Source organism: Pseudarthrobacter arbutini (assembly GCF_054510915.1).
Genome location: NZ_JBTNDQ010000004.1, coordinates 92042 through 108791 on the forward strand (window position 1 = coordinate 92042; position 16750 = coordinate 108791).

Below are 16750 nucleotides of genomic sequence, written 5' to 3' on the forward strand. Positions count from 1 at the left end.
GACAACTACTCACGAACGGACGTCAACGATGACTGTGCCCACCTACACAGAACGCCGGCCGGCACCTCCTGCCGGCCGGCCCGGCCTGGCCGCGCAGCTGCTGCGCCGCAAGCCGATCGGACAGATGGTCAATGAAGCCGAAACAGGCCACGGCGGAACCCGGCTGGTCCGCAGCTTCGGCGTTTTCCAGCTGACAATGATCAGTGTCGGCGCCACCCTGGGAACCGGCATCCTGGTCATCCTCGGCGAATCCGTTCCCTTGGCGGGGCCGGCGATCTGGATCTCCTTCGCCATCGCTGGACTCGCCGCCTTGCTGTCGGCAGTGTCCTACGCCGAAATGGCCGGTCTCGTTCCGGTGGCAGGCTCCAGCTATTCGTACAGCTACGCCACTTTGGGCGAGGGCATGGCCTGGATCTGTGGCTGGTGCCTCGTGCTCGAATACGCAGTCTCGGTCGCGGCAGTGGCAGTTGGGGCCGGCCAGTACGTGAACGAGTCCCTGGCGGTCTTCGGCCAGTTCCTGCCCGACGCAATCTCCCAGCCCCCAGGAGACGGCGGGGTCGTGAATATCCCGGCAATGGTCATCGTTCTGCTCGCCATGATCTTGCTGGTTCGCGGCGCCAAGGAAAGCGCCTGGATTAACACCGTCATCGTGGTGGTCAAGGTGGGAATCCTGATCTTCTTCTGCGCAGTGGCTTTCACCGCCTTCAGCGCCGGCAACTTCGAGCCTCTCCTGCCTATGGGCGCAGCCGGTGTCTCAGCCGCCGCTTCCAGCGTCTTCTTCTCGTACATCGGCTTCGACGCGGCATCCACGGCCGGTGAGGAAGCCCGCAATCCCAAGCGCGACCTGCCGCGGGCCATCATGCTCTCCATGCTGATCGTCACCACCATCTATGTCCTGGTTGCCGTGGCCGCCGTCGGCGCCCGTCCCTGGGGCTGGTTCGATGGTAACGAAGCAGCACTCGTGAAGATCCTCGAGGAAACCACCGGGCAGCCGTGGATCGCCCTGGTCTTCGCCGTCGGCGCAGTCCTGGCCATCGCCAGCATCGTGCTGACTGTCCTTTACGGACAGACCCGCATTCTTCTCTCCATGGCGCGCGACGGGCTCATTCCAAAAATCTTCGGCCGGGTCTCCGCGAGGACCGGCACTCCGGTTGCCGGCACCCTGATCGTGGGCATCCTCGTGGCAGTCACGGCCGGCCTGGTTCCACTCGGCGCCCTGGCTGACGCCACGAGCATCGGCACCCTCTTCGCCTTCTCGCTGGTGAATGTTGCTGTCATCTATCTCCGCCGCGTGCGGCCTGAACTCAAGCGGACCTTCCGGGTCCCGCTGTTTCCGCTCACGCCCATCCTCGGAGCGCTCATGTGCGCTTACCTCATGGCCAACCTGGGCGCCGACACCTGGGTGACGTTCGGAATCTGGATGCTGGTGGGCCTGGCGGCCTACTTCGGCTACGGTCGACGGAACTCCAGGGTAGCGGCGCTGAGCCACGAGGAATACTGTGAGCTGAGCAGGCCGGAATCTTCAACGCTGTCCACCCCCGAACAAACTAAGGCAGAGCTTTCATGACCGTCGCCACCGAACTCCCGGCCTCTGACCCGTCCAGCACACAGGCTGGCCCCATCACCATGCTGAACCCCGATTTTCCGTTCAGCTACGACCACTACCTCGCCCACCCGGCAGGGCTCGGTGCGGTTCCGCCGGAACTCTACGGCACTGAGGTAGCCGTTGTAGGGGCGGGCCTTTCGGGCCTCGTCACGGCCTACGAACTGATGAAACTGGGCCTGCGGCCGGTCGTCTACGAAGCGGACCAAATCGGCGGCCGCCTGCGCACCGCCAGCTTCCCGTCCGCTCCCGGCGTTGTGGCCGATCTGGGCGGGATGCGGTTCCCCGTTTCCGGGCGGGCGTTCTACCACTACGTGGACCTGCTGGGGCTGGACACGCAGGATTTCCCCAACCCGCTGGCGCCCGTCACCTCCAGCACCGTGATCGAACTTACCGGCCAGAAACACTACGCCGAGACCGCCCAGGACCTGCCGCCGTTCTTCCGCGAGGTGGCCGACGCCTGGAAGGCAGCCGTGAACGACGGCGCGAAGTTCGTCGAAATGCAGGAGGCCATCCGGGCCCGGGACACGGGCCGGATCAAGGACCTCTGGAACGAGCTGCTGCCGCTCATGGACGAGCAGACCTTCTATGGGTTCATCGCCGGGAGCGAGTCATTCAAGGAAGCCGGCTTTGCCCATCGTGAGGCCTTTGGCCAGGTGGGTTTCGGCACCGGTGGCTGGGACACCGACTTCCCCAACTCCATCCTGGAAATCCTCCGCGTGGTCTACACCGACGCCGATGACCAGCACCGGCTCATCAGCGGGGGAGCACAACGGCTGCCCGAGGCACTGTGGCAGCACGCGCCGTCGGGCATGGCCCACTGGCCCGACGGAACGTCCTTGGCGTCGCTCCACTCCGGCTCACCCCGCGGGGCCGTGGACAAGATCAGCCGCGATGCCGACGGCGACCTCCGGATCCGGGAGCGCTGGGGCCGCGAAGCCAGCTACCCCGCCGTGGTCACCACGTGCCAGTCCTGGCTGCTGTCCACTCGCATCCACACCGAGGAGGCACTGTTCCCGGCCGAACTGTGGACTGCGATCGAGCGTTCGCACTACATGCAGTCATCCAAGACTTTTGTGATGGTGGACCGGCCGTTCTGGAAGGACATCGATCCGGACACCGGCCGTGAGGTCCTGTCCATGACCCTCACGGACCGGCTGAACAGGGCCACCTATCTCCTGGATGACGGCCCGGACAAGCCCGCCGTGATCCTGCTGTCCTACACATGGAACGATGACGCGCTCAAATGGCTGGCGCTGGACGCCGACGAACGCGTTGAGCTGATGCTGCACTCGCTCGAGCAGATTTACCCGGGCGTGGACATCGCCAGCCACATCGTGGGCCAGCCCATCACCGTTTCCTGGGAAGCGGACCCCAACTTCATGGGTGCCTTCAAAGCGAACCTGCCGGGGCACTACCGCTACCAACAGCGCCTCTTCACGCACTTCAAGCAGGACAAGCTGCCCGAATCCCAGCGCGGGATCTTCCTCGCGGGTGACGACGTGTCCTTCACCGCGGGCTGGGCCGAGGGCGCCGTGACCACCGGCCTGAACGCGGTGTGGGGTGTGGTGAACCATCTGGGCGGGACATCGGCGGTGGGCAACCCCGGTCCGGGCGAACTCCTTGACGCCATCGGGCCTATCAGCCTCGACTAGCCGTGCAGCTCCCGGTGCGCCCGGGCCAGGTCCACGTAGCGGGCGGCATTCTGCTTCACGCCGTCGAACTCCTCGTCGGTGAGTTCCCGCCGTACCTTGGCGGGGACGCCGGCCACGAGTGACCGGGGCGGCACTACCGTGCCTTCCAGGACCACGGCACCTGCCGCCACGAGCGAGCCGGTGCCGATCACCGCGCCGTTAAGCACAGTGGCGCCCATGCCGATCAGGCAGTCGTCCTCCACAGTGCAGCCATGGACGACGGCGGCATGTCCCACACTGACCCCGGCCCCGACTGTGCAGGGGAAGCCCGGGTCTGCGTGGAGCACCACGTTGTCCTGCAGGTTGCTGCCGGCGCCGACGCTGATGGCCGCCGTGTCCGCCCGGACCGACACACCATAGAAGGCGCTCGAGTCCTCGGCGAGGGTTGCCTTGCCGATGATCGACGCCGTCGGGGCGATGAAGGCGGATTTGTGGACGGCCGGAGTGTTGCCGGCGAAATCGTAAAGAGGAGCCATGGGCCAAGCCTAGGACATCCACCCACCACCCAAGTAACTAGCGCTAACCGGCGTTTTGAGGGCTCATAACGACAGTTAGCGCTGCTTACTTGGGGGAGGCGGGTGTGCGGAGGATCAGGAACTGGTAGTGCTGTGTCCAGTTCCCGGCGCCCGGACCGGATTCCTCGCCGGCGCCTTCCGGCCAGGTGACAAAGTCCTCGATGGCACCATGCCGGCCAAAGACCTGCCGCACCGTCGCGTCGCTGCGCCGGCTGAAGAACCGCCGGGGCTCGACGTCGTCCTCGGGGTTCAGGACTTCTACATCCTCACCGGACCAGAGGCCGACGGCGATGGGCGCGTTGGGTGCCGTGACGCGCACGAGTTCGCGAAGGACGCCGTCAATATCAGTGGCGGGGACGTGCAGCAGCGTGCTCATGGTCCAGGCGGCCGGAAAGGTTCCGTCCGCAAAGGGCAGTTGCCGGGCGCTGGCCACGGAGACGTCGAGGCCCTTCGCCCGGGATCTGTGGACGTGCTCCTCAGAGAGGTCAACGCCGGTGTAGTGAATGCCGGCCCGGAGGAACTGCAGGCCATCGAGCCCCGTGCCCGAGCCGATCTCCAGGACGTTGTGACGGCGCTCGGACTTAAGCAGCGAAATGAACCGCTGACACTGTTCCACTCGCCTGGGCGCCAGCGGATGTTCCCAGCCGGACGCGGCGCGGCGGTTGTAGAACTCGGCGAGACGCTGCTCGCTGCCGTGTTCCTCCATCGCCACCTCAGCTGGCTCCATGGCTAAAGTCCCTTACCAATAGACCGTTTAGTTAAAGACCACTGTCCGGTTGCCGTCCAAGAGGACCCGGTGTTCTGCATGCCATTGGACGGCCTGCGTCAGGGTGCGGCCCTCCACGTCCCGGCCCATCTGCACGAACTGCTCCGGAGTGCGGGCGTGGTCCACGCGGATGACTTCCTGCTCGATGATGGGGCCCTCGTCCAGCGCAGCCGTGACGTAGTGGGCAGTGGCGCCGATCAGCTTCACGCCGCGGGCATGAGCCTGGTGGTAGGGCTTGGCGCCCTTGAAGGACGGCAGGAACGAGTGGTGGATATTGATGGCCTTGCCGGTGAGCTCCGCGCACAGGTCATCCGAAATGATCTGCATGTAGCGGGCCAGGACGGTCAGTTCGATGTCGTGCTCGGCCATGAGGGCACGCAGCTTGTCCTCGGCCTGGGCCTTGGTGTCCGGGGTGACCGGGATGTGGTGGAACGGGATGCCGTAGAACTCGGCCAGCCCGGCGAGGTCACGGTGGTTGGAGACGATGGCCGGGATCTCGATGGGCAGGGTGCCGGAGCGCTGCTGGAACAGGATGTCGTTGAGGCAGTGCGCGGACGTGCTGGCCATCAGGAGCGTGCGCACCTTCTGGCCCACGGGGTTGAGACTCCACTGCATGCCGAAGGAGTGGACCACCGGCTCAAGGGCTGCCTGGACCTCGGTGCGGGAGGCCGTCGTCGTTGCTTCCACCCGCATAAAGAAGTTGCCCGTTGCGGGGCTGCCGTACTGCTGCGAGTCCAAAATATTACAGCCCGCCACCAACAGTGCTCCGGCCACGGCGTGGACAATTCCGGGGCGGTCCGGGCAGGACAGTGTCAATACGTAGGCTCGGTTCAGCTGCTCTTCAGTCACGACTACAAGCCTACCCGCGCGGCCCGACCGCGTTTGGTAGTCTGGTGGGGTCGCAACTGGCGTTGGGTGGCTAACCACCAGGGAGTGGCAATCACGAAGACCACGGATCGTACGCCTGGGCCGAGGGTCATGTCTTACCGGAGCTGCACCCTCTGAGGATGTGGTTCATTTTCACGCCCTGTCATCAAGGGGCGGTGATGTGCGCCAGCCGGTAGCCTGACCTTAGCAGTGCCCGTATCCCTAGCCAGGAGTTTTTCGTGACTACTACCGCCACCACAACAGCCGTCGTCAGCAACCAGTCGCTGGCCGAGCTCGACCCCGAAATCGCAGCAGTCCTCAGCCAGGAACTTGGCCGCCAGCGCGGCACCCTGGAAATGATCGCTTCCGAAAACTTTGCCCCGCGCGCCGTGATGGAAGCCCAGGGCTCGGTCCTGACCAACAAGTACGCCGAGGGATACCCGGGCCGCCGCTACTACGGTGGCTGCGAATACGTGGATATCGCCGAGCAGCTGGCCATCGACCGCGTCAAGGCACTGTTCGGTGCCGAGTACGCCAACGTCCAGCCGCACTCCGGTGCCCAGGCCAACGCCGCAGCACTGTCCGCAATGATCACCCCAGGTGACAAAATCCTGGGCCTGTCACTGGCCCACGGCGGCCACCTGACCCACGGTATGAAGCTTAACTTCTCCGGCAAGCTCTACAAGGTGGCTGCCTACCAGGTGGAGCCGGACAACTTCCGCGTTGACATGGACAAGCTGCGTGAGCAGGCCATCGCAGAGAAGCCCCAGGTCATCATCGCCGGCTGGTCCGCCTACCCGCGCCACCTGGACTTCGCGGCCTTCCGCTCCATCGCCGATGAAGTGGGCGCGCTGCTTTGGACCGACATGGCACACTTCGCCGGACTGGTGGCTGCAGACCTGCACCCGAGCCCGGTGCCGTACTCCGACGTCGTCACCTCCACGGTGCACAAGACCCTCGCCGGCCCGCGCTCCGGTGTGATCCTGGCCAAGCAGGAGTGGGCCAAGAAGATCAACTCCAACGTCTTCCCGGGCCAGCAGGGCGGCCCGCTCATGCACGTCATCGCGGCCAAGGCTGTCGCCTTCAAGATCGCCGGCACCGCGGAATTCAAGGAGCGCCAGGAGCGTGTCCTCGAAGGCGCCAAGATCATCGCTGACCGCCTCAACCAGTCCGACGTCGCCGACGCCGGCGTCTCCGTCCTCACCGGCGGCACCGACGTGCACCTGGTCCTGGTGGACCTGCGCAACTCCCAGCTGGACGGCCAGCAGGCCGAGGACCTCCTGCACTCCGTGGGCATCACCGTGAACCGCAACGCGGTTCCGTTCGACCCGCGCCCGCCGATGGTCACCTCCGGCCTGCGCATCGGCACCCCGGCCCTGGCCACCCGCGGCTTCGGCGCCGAGGAGTTCACCGAGGTCGCCGAGATCATCGCCACCGCCCTGAAGGCCGGCTCCGCCACGGACGTGGACGCCCTGCAGTCCCGCGTGGACAAGCTCGCCGCCGACTTCCCGCTGTACCCGCAGCACGAGCAGTGGTAGTCCATGACCACTGAAACCGGAACTGCACAGATTCTTGACGGCAAGGCTACCGCCGCTGCCATCAAGGCCGAGCTGACCGTACGCGTGGCCGCACTCAAGGCCAAGGGCGTCGTCCCCGGGCTGGGCACCATTTTGGTGGGCTCCGACCCCGGGAGCACCTGGTACGTGGGCGGCAAGCATAAGGACTGCGCGGAGGTGGGCATCACGTCCATCCGCCGCGACCTGCCGGAGGAGACCACGCAGGACGAACTCCTGGCCGTGGTCCGCGAGCTGAACAACAACCCGGAATGCACCGGCTACATCGTGCAGCTTCCCTTGCCCAAGCAGATCAACCAGGACGTCATCCTGGAGGCCATGGATCCCGAGAAGGACGCCGACGGGCTGCACCCGATGAACCTGGGCCGCCTGGTGGCCAACGTCAGCGGACCCATGACCTCCCCGTTGCCGTGCACGCCCAAGGGCTGCGTCGAGCTGCTCACCCGGCACGGCATCAACCTCAAGGGCAAGCGCGTCCTGGTGGTGGGCCGCGGTGTCACCATCGGCCGTCCCGTGGGCTTGCTGCTGACCCGCAAGGACGTCAACGCCACGGTCATCCTGGCGCACACCGGCACCGTTGACCTGGCCGCCGAACTCCGCCAGGCCGACGTCGTGATCGCCGCCGCGGGAGTCCCGCACATGATCAAGGCAGCGGACCTCAAGCCGGGCGCAATAGTGCTCGACGTCGGCGTGAGCCGTGTGGACGGCGGCAACGGCAAGGCGGTGGTCACCGGAGACGTGGATCCTGCTGCTGCCGGTGTCGCTGCGTGGATCTCCCCGAACCCGGGCGGCGTGGGGCCGATGACCCGTGCCATGCTGCTCGCCAATGTGGTGGAGACCGCGGAGCGCCAGGCAGGAATCGCCTAGTTTCGTTCCTTAACAGCAACGCTCGACGGCGGCCCGCACCTTCACTGAAAAGGTGCGGGCCGCCGTCGGGCTTTTTGCCGTGAAACCAGAACTTACTTCAGCTGGCCGCGGACCTCCCCGCCGGGGAAGTCGGCGTTATGCACGTTGACGTAGTAGTCGCCTGGGTTGGCTTCGATGGCTGCCAGGACGGCCGGACTTGCCGTGGTGCAGTCATCAACCGTCCAGTCGGTGCCACTTACCACATCAACCGGAATAACCACGTCGCCGGCCACATTGCGGGACGCGACGTGGATGTGGGCCGCCGTGGCAGGAGCGGACAGATGACGGACCGTCAACGTGTAGCAGAGCTCGTCATCGTCGATGGTGTAGCTGAAGGATCCGCCGGCCCCGGTGTGGACAGGGTGGGCTTCCTGGCCGGTGTTGAGCGGAATGGCGGGAGCGGCGCCCGGTTTCGCCTCCGCAGGGGCGGTGATCCCCAACAGGGAGATGATGGCTGTGGCCACCGCGGCTGTCCTGAACGCATGACTTTTCATGATGTGTCCTCAGATAGACGAATGAACTTCCACCCCTAGCCCGATTCACGCTACGCCGCGCCCTGATCAGGCACTATGGCGTCCCTGGCCGGGTGTTCGCCGGGGGTGGAAGGTGCGCTGGGGCTCTGCTGCGTTTGAGACAATAGACGCATGCGATCTCTGGGTAACACTCAATCTCCGTCCGGCCGGCCCAAGGGCGGCTTCTCCATGCTCCGGATCAGCGGCCCGGGAATGATGGTCTTCGTCATCGCGTTCATCGTTGCCGTGATCTTTGCCGCGAACCAGAACGACGTCGTGGGCTGGGTCGTCGCCATCATCGCCGCTTTCTGGCTGGCCCTCGCAGCCTTTGTGGTGTTCAGCATCCAGAAGGCCGCCAAAAAAGCCGGCGCGAAGCTGACGGAAGCCCAGAACGCCTTCAACAGCGCAGCCGGCCGCGCGCCGTCGTCGTCCTCGGCCGACCACGGCGGCACCCGGGTGGTGTACGAGCGGACCGAAGCGGACGAAGTCCGCGACCTCAAGCTGGACCACTCCTTCAAGATCGTCCAGGTCCAGATCCAAGTAGTGGAGAAGGAACGCGCCAAGGGTGAGGCAGCGGATCAGGATACGATCCGCCGCGCGCTGGAGACCATCGAGATCACCGCCACCAACGCCCGCGACATGATCCGCGCTGCCGGCGGCACCGGCGACCCGGTCAGCGGAACCATCATCGACTAGAGTAGTGCGGGTGATCTCGGCATTGAAGAAGGACCACCTTCGCATCGCATCAGTCAACGTCAACGGCCTCCGGGCTGCCTACAAGAACGGTATGGCGGCATGGCTGGAGCCCCGCGAGGTGGACATTCTCTGCCTCCAGGAAGTCCGGGCCCCTGACGCGATCGTGCGCCAGCTGCTTGGTGATGGCTGGCACATCCTGCACGCTGAAGCCGAGGCCAAAGGCCGCGCCGGCGTCGCCATTGCGTCCCGTGAAGAGCCACTGGAAACCCGCAACGGCATCGGCGATGACTACTTCGCCACCGCCGGACGCTGGGTTGAGGCTGACTTCAGGGTGGCCGACGCCGAGGGGAACCCCGCGCAGCTGACCGTTGCCAGCGCCTACGTGCACTCCGGCGAGGTGGGTACCCCGAAGCAGGTGGACAAGTACCGCTTCCTGGACGTCATGAGCACCCGCCTGCCGGAACTGTCCAAGCACAGCGACCACGGACTTGTCGTGGGGGACCTCAACGTGGGCCACACCGAACGGGATATCAGGAACTGGAAGGGCAACGTCAAGAAGGCCGGCTTCCTGCCCGACGAACGTGCCTATTTTGACCGCTTCTTCGGCGAGGACATCGGCTGGAAGGATGTCCACCGTGGCCTGGCGGGCGACGTTGACGGCCCTTACACCTGGTGGTCACAGCGTGGCCAGGCCTTCGACAACGACACCGGCTGGCGCATCGACTACCATATGGCCACCCCGGACCTCGCCGCCGCCGCATTCTCGGCAGTGGTTGACCGGGCGCCCTCGTGGGACACCCGCTTCTCTGACCATGCACCGCTGGTAGTGGACTACCGGCTCTAAGCCCCGAAGGTTTTCTTCCCATGACTAGCCCGACTTCCCCGGCGACCAAGAAACGCATCCTCTCCGGCGCCAAGCCCACGGCGGACTCCCTGCACCTGGGCAACTACATTGGCGCTGTCCGCAACTGGGTGGACATGCAGGCCGAATATGATGCCGTCTTCTTCATCCCGGACCTTCACGCCATCACCGTGGACTTCGACCCCGCCGAGCTCGCCAAGCGCACCCGAGTGGTTGCCGCGCAGTACATTGCCGCCGGCATCGACCCGGACAAAAGCATCTTCTTTGTGCAGTCCCACGTCCCCGAGCACGCCCAGCTGGCCTGGGCACTGAACTGCATCACCGGCTTCGGCGAAGCCTCCCGGATGACACAGTTCAAGGACAAGACCCAGAAGTCGGGCGCGGACGTCGCAACTCTTGGCCTGTTTGCATACCCCACGCTCATGGCAGCCGACATCCTGCTGTACCAGACTGACCTCGTGCCGGTGGGCGAGGACCAGCGGCAGCACCTGGAGCTCACCCGGAACCTGGCCCAGCGCTTCAACACCCGCTACGGCCACACGTTCACCGTGCCGGAGGCCACCATCCTCAAGGCCAGCGCCAAGATCTACGACCTCCAGAGCCCGACTGCCAAGATGTCGAAGACAGGCGGGTCGCCCCACGGTTCCATCCAGCTCCTGGAAGACCCCAAGCTCGCCGCGAAGCGCATCAAGTCCGCAGTCACTGACACCGGAACCGAGATCCGGTTCGACGCCGAAGCCAAGCCGGGGGTTTCCAACCTCCTCACCATCTATTCGACGCTTACCGGGAAGTCCGTCGCTGACCTGGAGACGGAGTACGAGGGCAAGATGTACGGCCACCTGAAAGTGGACCTTGCGGAGATCATGGTGGACTTCATCACGCCGCTGCGGAACCGCACCAACGAACTGATGGCTGACCCGGCCGAGCTGGACCGGCTGCTGGCCCAGGGCGCCGAGCGGGCCAGGGAAATCGCCGCAGTGACCCTTGGCCAGGTCTATGAGCGCATGGGCTTCCTGCCGTCCCTCAGCCTCGCAGGCGTCCGCTAGCTCGATGTCGGCCACCAGCAATGTCAGTGAAGGAATGAGCGTAGGCGTCATTCTGGGCTTCCCCCCTGCCATCGCCGAGGAACTTCAACGGTGGCGCGCCTCCTTCGGGGACCCCATGGCGGGGGTGGTGCCCGCGCACATCACGCTGGTCACCACCACGCCCACCCAGGACTGGGCAGCCACGCAGGCGCACGTCCGCGACGTGGCGCGGCGGCAGGTCCCGTTTATGGTCACCATCGCCGGGACCGGAACGTTCCGGCCGGTCTCCCCGGTGGTTTACATCAACGTGGAAGACGGGTTCGACTCCTGCGTGGAGCTCCACGAAAAACTCCAGACCGGCCCGCTGCAACGCGAGTTGCCGTTCTCGTACCATCCGCATGTCACGATCGCCCACGATGTCGCGCCCGAAAGCCTGGACGAAGCCGAAACGGTGCTTGAAAGTTACCGGGCGACGTTCCCGGTGGTTAGCATGGGACTCTACGAGCACGATGCCGACGGCATTTGGCAGCTACGGGAAGAGTTGGACTTTGGGACCGAAACTGACGACGGCGGGTCCTTCGCCGCGGACGCCGACGCAAACGGAGCCACCGCTCCCTACTGAACAGGCCCGCCTGAAGCTCGCCGTCATCCAGAAACGGATGGAGTGGGGCAAAGCCAGAAGGTCCGACGGCGGCCCAGTGGCCAGCTCGCTGGCGATGCTCCAGTGGCTGCTGGCCAGGCTTAATGCCTTCCGCCCGATGCGCGCGTGGCAGCACTACAACCTCCAGCATGGCCCGTTGATGAGCGCCGGCATCGGCTTCAACATGTTCTTCTCCATCACCGGCCTGTTGGCCACGGGTTTCTCCGTTGCCGGCCTGGTGCTGCGGGGCCAGCCTGCCCTGCTGGACACCATCATCGGCAGCGTCGCCCAGAGTGCGCCCGGACTGCTGAAGGTGGGAGGGGGAGAAGGGTTGGTTGATCCGAATGACCTCCTGAACCCGGACGGCCTTGGCTGGACCGCCGTGATTGCTGCCGTGGTCACGGTCATCACGTCCCTGGGCTGGATCGCCGGGCTCCGCGACGGCCTGCGCGGTGTGGTGCAGTTGCCGCCTCTTAGAATCAACCCGATTGTCCTTAAACTGCGCGACGCCGGCACCCTCCTGCTCCTGGGAGTGGCCCTGGTGATCAGCGCCGGAGCGTCCTTGGTGTTCGGCACGGCGGCCGGCTGGGTCACGGACTTCCTGCAGCTGGATCCTGCGGTGGCAGGTCCGCTGACCACCGTGATCAAGATCGGTGTGCCGTTGACGCTCAACTGGGTCACGGCCGTCATCATGTTCCGGCTGGCCGGTGGGCTCAAGCTCTCCCGGCGGGCACTCCTGGAGGGGACCATCCTTGCCGCTGTGGGCACCACCGTCCTTCAGGTCTTCAGCACTGAACTGCTGGCCGGTGCGGGACGGAACCCCATCCTGGCGCCGTTTGCCATCATCATCGGCCTGCTGATCTGGTTCAACCTGGTCAGCCAGGTCTACCTCGTGTCAGCCGGCTGGTCCACCATCCGTGAAGAGGACATCAGGAGCGAACCCGCAGGCCAGGACAAAGCCCTGCGGGGCTCCCGACAGGTCCAGCCCGGCAAAGTACCCGTCGAGGGCCACAGCGACGGAAAGGGCCCCGGCGCCGGGCACCAGGGCAGCGCGGCAGTTACTTCCCGGCGTCGAGGTACTGGTCGGCCCAGGCAGAAATAATCCTGGCGGCCCGGGCTGCCTGGCCCTTGCCGGTCAGCAGGTGGTCGCTGCCTTCGAGTGAGACGAAGTTCCGCGGATGGCGCGCCGTCTGGAAGATGGTGCTGGCGTTCTCGATGCCCACAGTGTTGTCCGTGGGGGAGTGGAGGACCATCAGCGGTTTGTGCAGCTGCCGGATGCAGTCCGTGAGGTCCGCGTTCTCCAGGTCCTCCACAAAGTGCTTCCGGATCTCCACGCGTTTCCCGCCGAGGTCCACTTCCGCGCTGCCCTCGCTGAGGATCTTGTCCAGTGCGGCGTCAAAGACGTGGGCCACGTGCTTGGGTGAGAACGGGGCCGCAACTGTTGCGACGGCGTCGAGCTCCGGGATCTGGCGGGCGGCCGAAAGCACCGCCGCGCCGCCGAAGGAGTGGCCCACCAGCAGGGAGATGGCCTTGCCCTGGCTGCGCATGAACTCAGCTGCCACCACGGTGTCCGCCACCTTGTGGCTGAAGGAGCCCTCCGACCAATGGCCGGCGGACTCGCCCAGCCCCAGATTATCGAAGCGGAGCATCCCGATGCCGGTGTCGGCCAGGGCCTTGCACATCCGGGACGCCGCCGGGCTGTCCTTGCCCAGGGTGAAGCCGTGTGAGAAGACGCCCCAGCCCCGCACCGGCCCCTCAGGGACGTCGATGATGCCGGACAGGAGCTCGCCGGTGGAACCTTCGAAGCTGACTTTTTCGGAGCGGGACATCGCGTGCTGCTTTCGTTGGTGCCGTCACGTGTTAAACAACGACGGCGCCCATCCCACCTGAGGTGGGTGACGCCGTCGTAAGCAAGAACCTGAATTAGATCTTACGGGAGAGAATTGCCTGCTTGACTTCGGCGATTGCCTGGGTCACCTGGATGCCGCGGGGGCATGCTTCGGAGCAGTTGAAGGTGGTGCGGCAACGCCACACGCCTTCCTTGTCGTTCAGGATTTCCAGGCGCATGTCGCCGGCATCATCACGGGAATCGAAGATGAAGCGGTGGGCGTTGACGATCGCGGCCGGGCCGAAGTACTGGCCATCGGTCCAGAAGACCGGGCAGGAGGACGTGCACGCAGCGCAGAGGATGCACTTGGTGGTGTCGTCGAAGCGCTCACGGTCCTCGGCGGACTGCAGGCGTTCCTTGGTGGGCTCGTGGCCCTTGTTGATCAGGAACGGCATGACTTCGCGGAAGGACTGGAAGAACGGCTCCATGTCCACGATCAGGTCCTTCTCCACCGGCAGGCCCTTGATGGGCTCAACGGTGATGGGCTTGGTGGTGTCCAAGTCCTTCAGGAGCGTCTTGCAGGCAAGGCGGTTGCGGCCGTTGATGCGCATGGCATCGGAACCGCAGACACCGTGGGCGCAGGAACGGCGGAACGAAACGCTGCCGTCAATTTCCCACTTGACCTTGTGCAGGGCATCCAGCACGCGGTCGGTGCCGTACATGGTCACCTTGAAGTCGTCCCACGTGGCGTCCTCGGACACCTCAGGGTTGTAACGGCGTACACGCAGGGTGACGTCGAACGTGGGGATCTCTCCGCCGCCTCCGATGTGTGCGGGCAGTTCGATCTTGGAGGCTGGCTCAGCAAGTTCAGCGGTCATCTTAGTACTTCCTCACCATCGGCTCGTAGCGGGTAAAGACAACCGGTTTGGTGCCCAGACGGATGCCGGCGATTGCCTCTGCCGAGCCGTCGGCCGGGGCGTGGTCATCCTTGTATGCCATGGAGTGCTTCATGAATTTTTCGTCGTCGCGTTCCGGGAAGTCCTCGCGGAAGTGTCCGCCGCGCGATTCCTCACGGTGCAGGGCGGCCACGGTCATGACCTTGGCGAGTTCCAGCAGGAAGCCCAGCTCAACGGCCTCGAGCAGGTCCAGGTTGAAGCGCTTGCCCTTGTCCTGGACGCTGATCTTCTTGTAGCGGGCCTCGAAGGACTCGATATCCGTCAGGACCTGGTTCAGCGTGTCAGCTGTACGGAACACCTGCATGTTGGCGTCCATGGTGTCCTGGAGTTCCTTGCGGATCACCGCCACCTTCTCATCGCCGTTGCCGTTGCGGGCAATGTCCAGCAGCTCGATGGTGTAGGCCTCCGGATCCTCCGGGAGGTCCACGAAGTCAGCAGTCTTGGCGTACTCCGCGGCGGCGATGCCGGCGCGCTTGCCGAACACGTTGATGTCCAGCAGAGAGTTGGTGCCCAGGCGGTTGGAGCCGTGGACCGAAACGCAGGCAACCTCGCCGGCGGCGTAAAGGCCCGGGATGACGGTGTCGTTGTCCTGCAGGACCTCGGTGGTGATGTTGGTGGGGATGCCGCCCATGGCGTAGTGCGCCGTGGGGAACACCGGAACCGGCTCCGTGTACGGTTCCACACCCAGGTAGGTGCGGGCGAACTCCGTGATGTCCGGGAGCTTGGCATCGATGTGCGCTGGCTCCAGGTGCGTCAGGTCCAGCAGGACGTAGTCCTTGTTCGGGCCGCAACCACGGCCTTCACGGACTTCGTTGGCCATGGAGCGGGCCACGATGTCACGCGGTGCGAGGTCCTTGATGGTGGGGGCGTAGCGCTCCATAAAGCGCTCACCCTCGGAGTTACGCAGGATGGCGCCCTCACCGCGTGCGGCTTCGGAAAGCAGGATGCCCAGGCCGGCTAGGCCTGTCGGGTGGAACTGGAAGAACTCCATGTCTTCCAGCGGGATGCCACGGCGGAAGGCGATGCCCATGCCGTCACCGGTGAGGGTGTGGGCGTTGGAGGTGGTCTTGAAGACCTTGCCGGCGCCGCCCGAGGCGAAGATCACGGACTTGGCCTGGAACACGTGCAGCTCACCGGAGGCAAGGTCATAGGACACGACGCCGGCAACACGCTTCTGCTTGTACGGCGTGCCGTCCTCGCGGACAGCGTCTTCCTCGACCGTCAGGAGGTCAAGGACGTAGTACTCGTTGTAGAACTCCACGTTGTGCTTGACGCAGTTTTGGTACAGCGTCTGCAGGATCATGTGGCCGGTGCGGTCTGCTGCGTAGCAGGCGCGGCGGACGGGCGCCTTGCCGTGGTCGCGGGTGTGGCCACCGAAGCGGCGCTGGTCGATCCGGCCTTCGGGCGTGCGGTTGAACGGCAGGCCCATCTTTTCCAGGTCCAGCACGGCGTCGATGGCTTCCTTCGCCATGACCTCGGCGGCGTCCTGGTCAACCAGGTAGTCGCCGCCCTTAATGGTGTCAAAGGTGTGCCATTCCCAGTTGTCTTCTTCGACATTGGCAAGGGCCGCACACATGCCACCCTGCGCCGCACCGGTGTGCGAGCGGGTGGGGTAGAGCTTGGTCAGTACTGCTGTTCGCGCGCGCTGACCGGACTCGATCGCGGCGCGCATGCCAGCGCCACCGGCACCGACGATGACGACGTCGTACTTATGGACCTGCATACTTGGGCGCTCTTTCTCTCAAAATTCGCTATAAAACAACGGGCGGGCGTTGCCTGCACCGCAAAATACAGCCTGCGGCTCACCGCGGGCAGCGGATGATCTGGCTACGCGGGGCAGAAGCCGCCGGGCAGCGGAACGCCGTCAACCACGGGGCACGGGTTGAAGGTGAAGATCACCAGGGTGCCAAGGACGATGATCACGGTGGTGGCCGCGTAGAGGACGATCTTGAGCCAGAGTCGGGTGGAATCCTTCTCGGCGTAGTCGTTGATGATGGTGCGTACGCCGTTGGTGCCGTGCAGCATGGCCAGCCACAGCATGGCGAGGTCCCAGATCTGCCAGAACGGGTCAGCCCACTTGCCGGCGACGAAGCCGAAGTCGATGGCGTGGATGCCTTCGCCCACCAGGAGGTTCACGAAGAGGTGCCCGAAGATGAGCACCACCAGCACTACGCCGGAAAGGCGCATGAACAGCCAGGCGAACATTTCGAAGTTGCCCCGGCTTGCGCCGGTGCGGCGGTACTGGGGGGAGATTTTGCCGCTACTGTTTTTCCCACTGCGTGGGCTGTCGATCGTTGCAGTCATGG

General features: G+C 65.0%; 17 protein-coding genes. 9 read left to right on the forward strand and 8 right to left on the reverse strand.

Translation table 11 applies throughout. From position 1 onward, the window contains the following. Nucleotides 1-28 precede the first annotated feature (28 nt). Nucleotides 29-1567, forward strand: a complete 1539-nt coding sequence (locus ACX80V_RS06090; protein WP_485842404.1) for an amino acid permease — start codon at nucleotides 29-31, stop codon at nucleotides 1565-1567. After that, on the forward strand, nucleotides 1564-3258 hold the full coding sequence (locus tag ACX80V_RS06095) for a flavin monoamine oxidase family protein (protein ID WP_485842405.1): 1695 nt from the start codon (nucleotides 1564-1566) through the stop codon (nucleotides 3256-3258). The genes ACX80V_RS06090 and ACX80V_RS06095 overlap by 4 nt, the downstream gene beginning before the upstream one ends. On the opposite strand, the gene ACX80V_RS06100 is transcribed toward ACX80V_RS06095, so the two are convergent. The 3 genes from ACX80V_RS06100 to purU form a co-directional block, all read right to left on the reverse strand. Next, nucleotides 3255-3773: a gamma carbonic anhydrase family protein gene (locus tag ACX80V_RS06100; protein ID WP_485842406.1), complete on the reverse strand. Its 519-nt coding sequence runs from the start codon at nucleotides 3771-3773 to the stop codon at nucleotides 3255-3257. The genes ACX80V_RS06095 and ACX80V_RS06100 overlap by 4 nt on opposite strands. A gap of 85 nt (nucleotides 3774-3858) precedes the next feature. Then, complete coding sequence (locus ACX80V_RS06105) at nucleotides 3859-4539, reverse strand: class I SAM-dependent methyltransferase (RefSeq protein WP_240484316.1); 681 nt, start codon at nucleotides 4537-4539, stop codon at nucleotides 3859-3861. Nucleotides 4540-4566: 27 nt separating this feature from the next. After that, nucleotides 4567-5427, reverse strand: a complete 861-nt coding sequence (purU, locus tag ACX80V_RS06110; protein ID WP_485842407.1) for a formyltetrahydrofolate deformylase — start codon at nucleotides 5425-5427, stop codon at nucleotides 4567-4569. Between the two features lie 257 nt (nucleotides 5428-5684). Between purU and glyA the strand changes: the two genes are divergently transcribed. Together glyA and ACX80V_RS06120 are read left to right on the forward strand one after the other, a co-directional pair. Beyond that, nucleotides 5685-6983, forward strand: coding sequence for a serine hydroxymethyltransferase (gene glyA / locus ACX80V_RS06115; protein ID WP_485842408.1), 1299 nt, complete (start codon nucleotides 5685-5687; stop codon nucleotides 6981-6983). Nucleotides 6984-6986: 3 nt separating this feature from the next. Next, nucleotides 6987-7886 (forward strand): bifunctional methylenetetrahydrofolate dehydrogenase/methenyltetrahydrofolate cyclohydrolase, encoded by a 900-nt coding sequence (locus ACX80V_RS06120; RefSeq protein ID WP_485842409.1) that lies wholly within the window; start codon nucleotides 6987-6989, stop codon nucleotides 7884-7886. Between the two features lie 92 nt (nucleotides 7887-7978). On the opposite strand, the gene ACX80V_RS06125 is transcribed toward ACX80V_RS06120, so the two are convergent. Next, nucleotides 7979-8419 carry a CHRD domain-containing protein gene (locus tag ACX80V_RS06125; protein WP_485842410.1) on the reverse strand — a complete coding sequence of 147 codons (441 nt, stop codon included), beginning with the start codon at nucleotides 8417-8419 and terminating at the stop codon, nucleotides 7979-7981. 150 nt (nucleotides 8420-8569) lie between these two features. Between ACX80V_RS06125 and ACX80V_RS06130 the strand changes: the two genes are divergently transcribed. Genes ACX80V_RS06130 through ACX80V_RS06150 form a run of 5 tightly spaced genes read left to right on the forward strand, consistent with a single transcriptional unit; the run spans nucleotide 8570 to nucleotide 12762 of the window. After that, nucleotides 8570-9133 (forward strand): hypothetical protein, encoded by a 564-nt coding sequence (locus ACX80V_RS06130; protein WP_058929690.1) that lies wholly within the window; start codon nucleotides 8570-8572, stop codon nucleotides 9131-9133. A gap of 10 nt (nucleotides 9134-9143) precedes the next feature. Then, complete coding sequence (locus ACX80V_RS06135; protein ID WP_485842411.1) at nucleotides 9144-9977, forward strand: exodeoxyribonuclease III; 834 nt, start codon at nucleotides 9144-9146, stop codon at nucleotides 9975-9977. Between the two features lie 20 nt (nucleotides 9978-9997). Beyond that, nucleotides 9998-11041, forward strand: coding sequence for a tryptophan--tRNA ligase (gene trpS, locus ACX80V_RS06140; RefSeq protein WP_485842412.1), 1044 nt, complete (start codon nucleotides 9998-10000; stop codon nucleotides 11039-11041). Between the two features lie 4 nt (nucleotides 11042-11045). Beyond that, nucleotides 11046-11642 carry a 2'-5' RNA ligase family protein gene (locus tag ACX80V_RS06145; protein WP_485842413.1) on the forward strand — a complete coding sequence of 199 codons (597 nt, stop codon included), beginning with the start codon at nucleotides 11046-11048 and terminating at the stop codon, nucleotides 11640-11642. A gap of 37 nt (nucleotides 11643-11679) precedes the next feature. Further along, entirely contained in the window at nucleotides 11680-12762 is a 1083-nt protein-coding gene (locus ACX80V_RS06150) for a YihY/virulence factor BrkB family protein (RefSeq protein WP_485842414.1), read from the forward strand. Here the strand turns inward: ACX80V_RS06150 and ACX80V_RS06155 are convergent. The 4 genes from ACX80V_RS06155 to ACX80V_RS06170 form a co-directional block, all read right to left on the reverse strand. After that, nucleotides 12719-13489, reverse strand: coding sequence for an alpha/beta hydrolase family protein (locus tag ACX80V_RS06155; RefSeq protein WP_058929686.1), 771 nt, complete (start codon nucleotides 13487-13489; stop codon nucleotides 12719-12721). The genes ACX80V_RS06150 and ACX80V_RS06155 overlap by 44 nt on opposite strands. 94 nt (nucleotides 13490-13583) lie before the next feature. Next, nucleotides 13584-14366 (reverse strand): succinate dehydrogenase iron-sulfur subunit, encoded by a 783-nt coding sequence (locus ACX80V_RS06160; RefSeq protein WP_058929685.1) that lies wholly within the window; start codon nucleotides 14364-14366, stop codon nucleotides 13584-13586. 1 nt (nucleotide 14367) lies between these two features. After that, nucleotides 14368-16167, reverse strand: a complete 1800-nt coding sequence (gene sdhA / locus ACX80V_RS06165; protein WP_058929684.1) for a succinate dehydrogenase flavoprotein subunit — start codon at nucleotides 16165-16167, stop codon at nucleotides 14368-14370. A gap of 104 nt (nucleotides 16168-16271) precedes the next feature. Continuing rightward, nucleotides 16272-16748: a succinate dehydrogenase hydrophobic membrane anchor subunit gene (locus ACX80V_RS06170; RefSeq protein ID WP_056347273.1), complete on the reverse strand. Its 477-nt coding sequence runs from the start codon at nucleotides 16746-16748 to the stop codon at nucleotides 16272-16274. Between the last annotated feature and the right edge of the window lie 2 nt (nucleotides 16749-16750).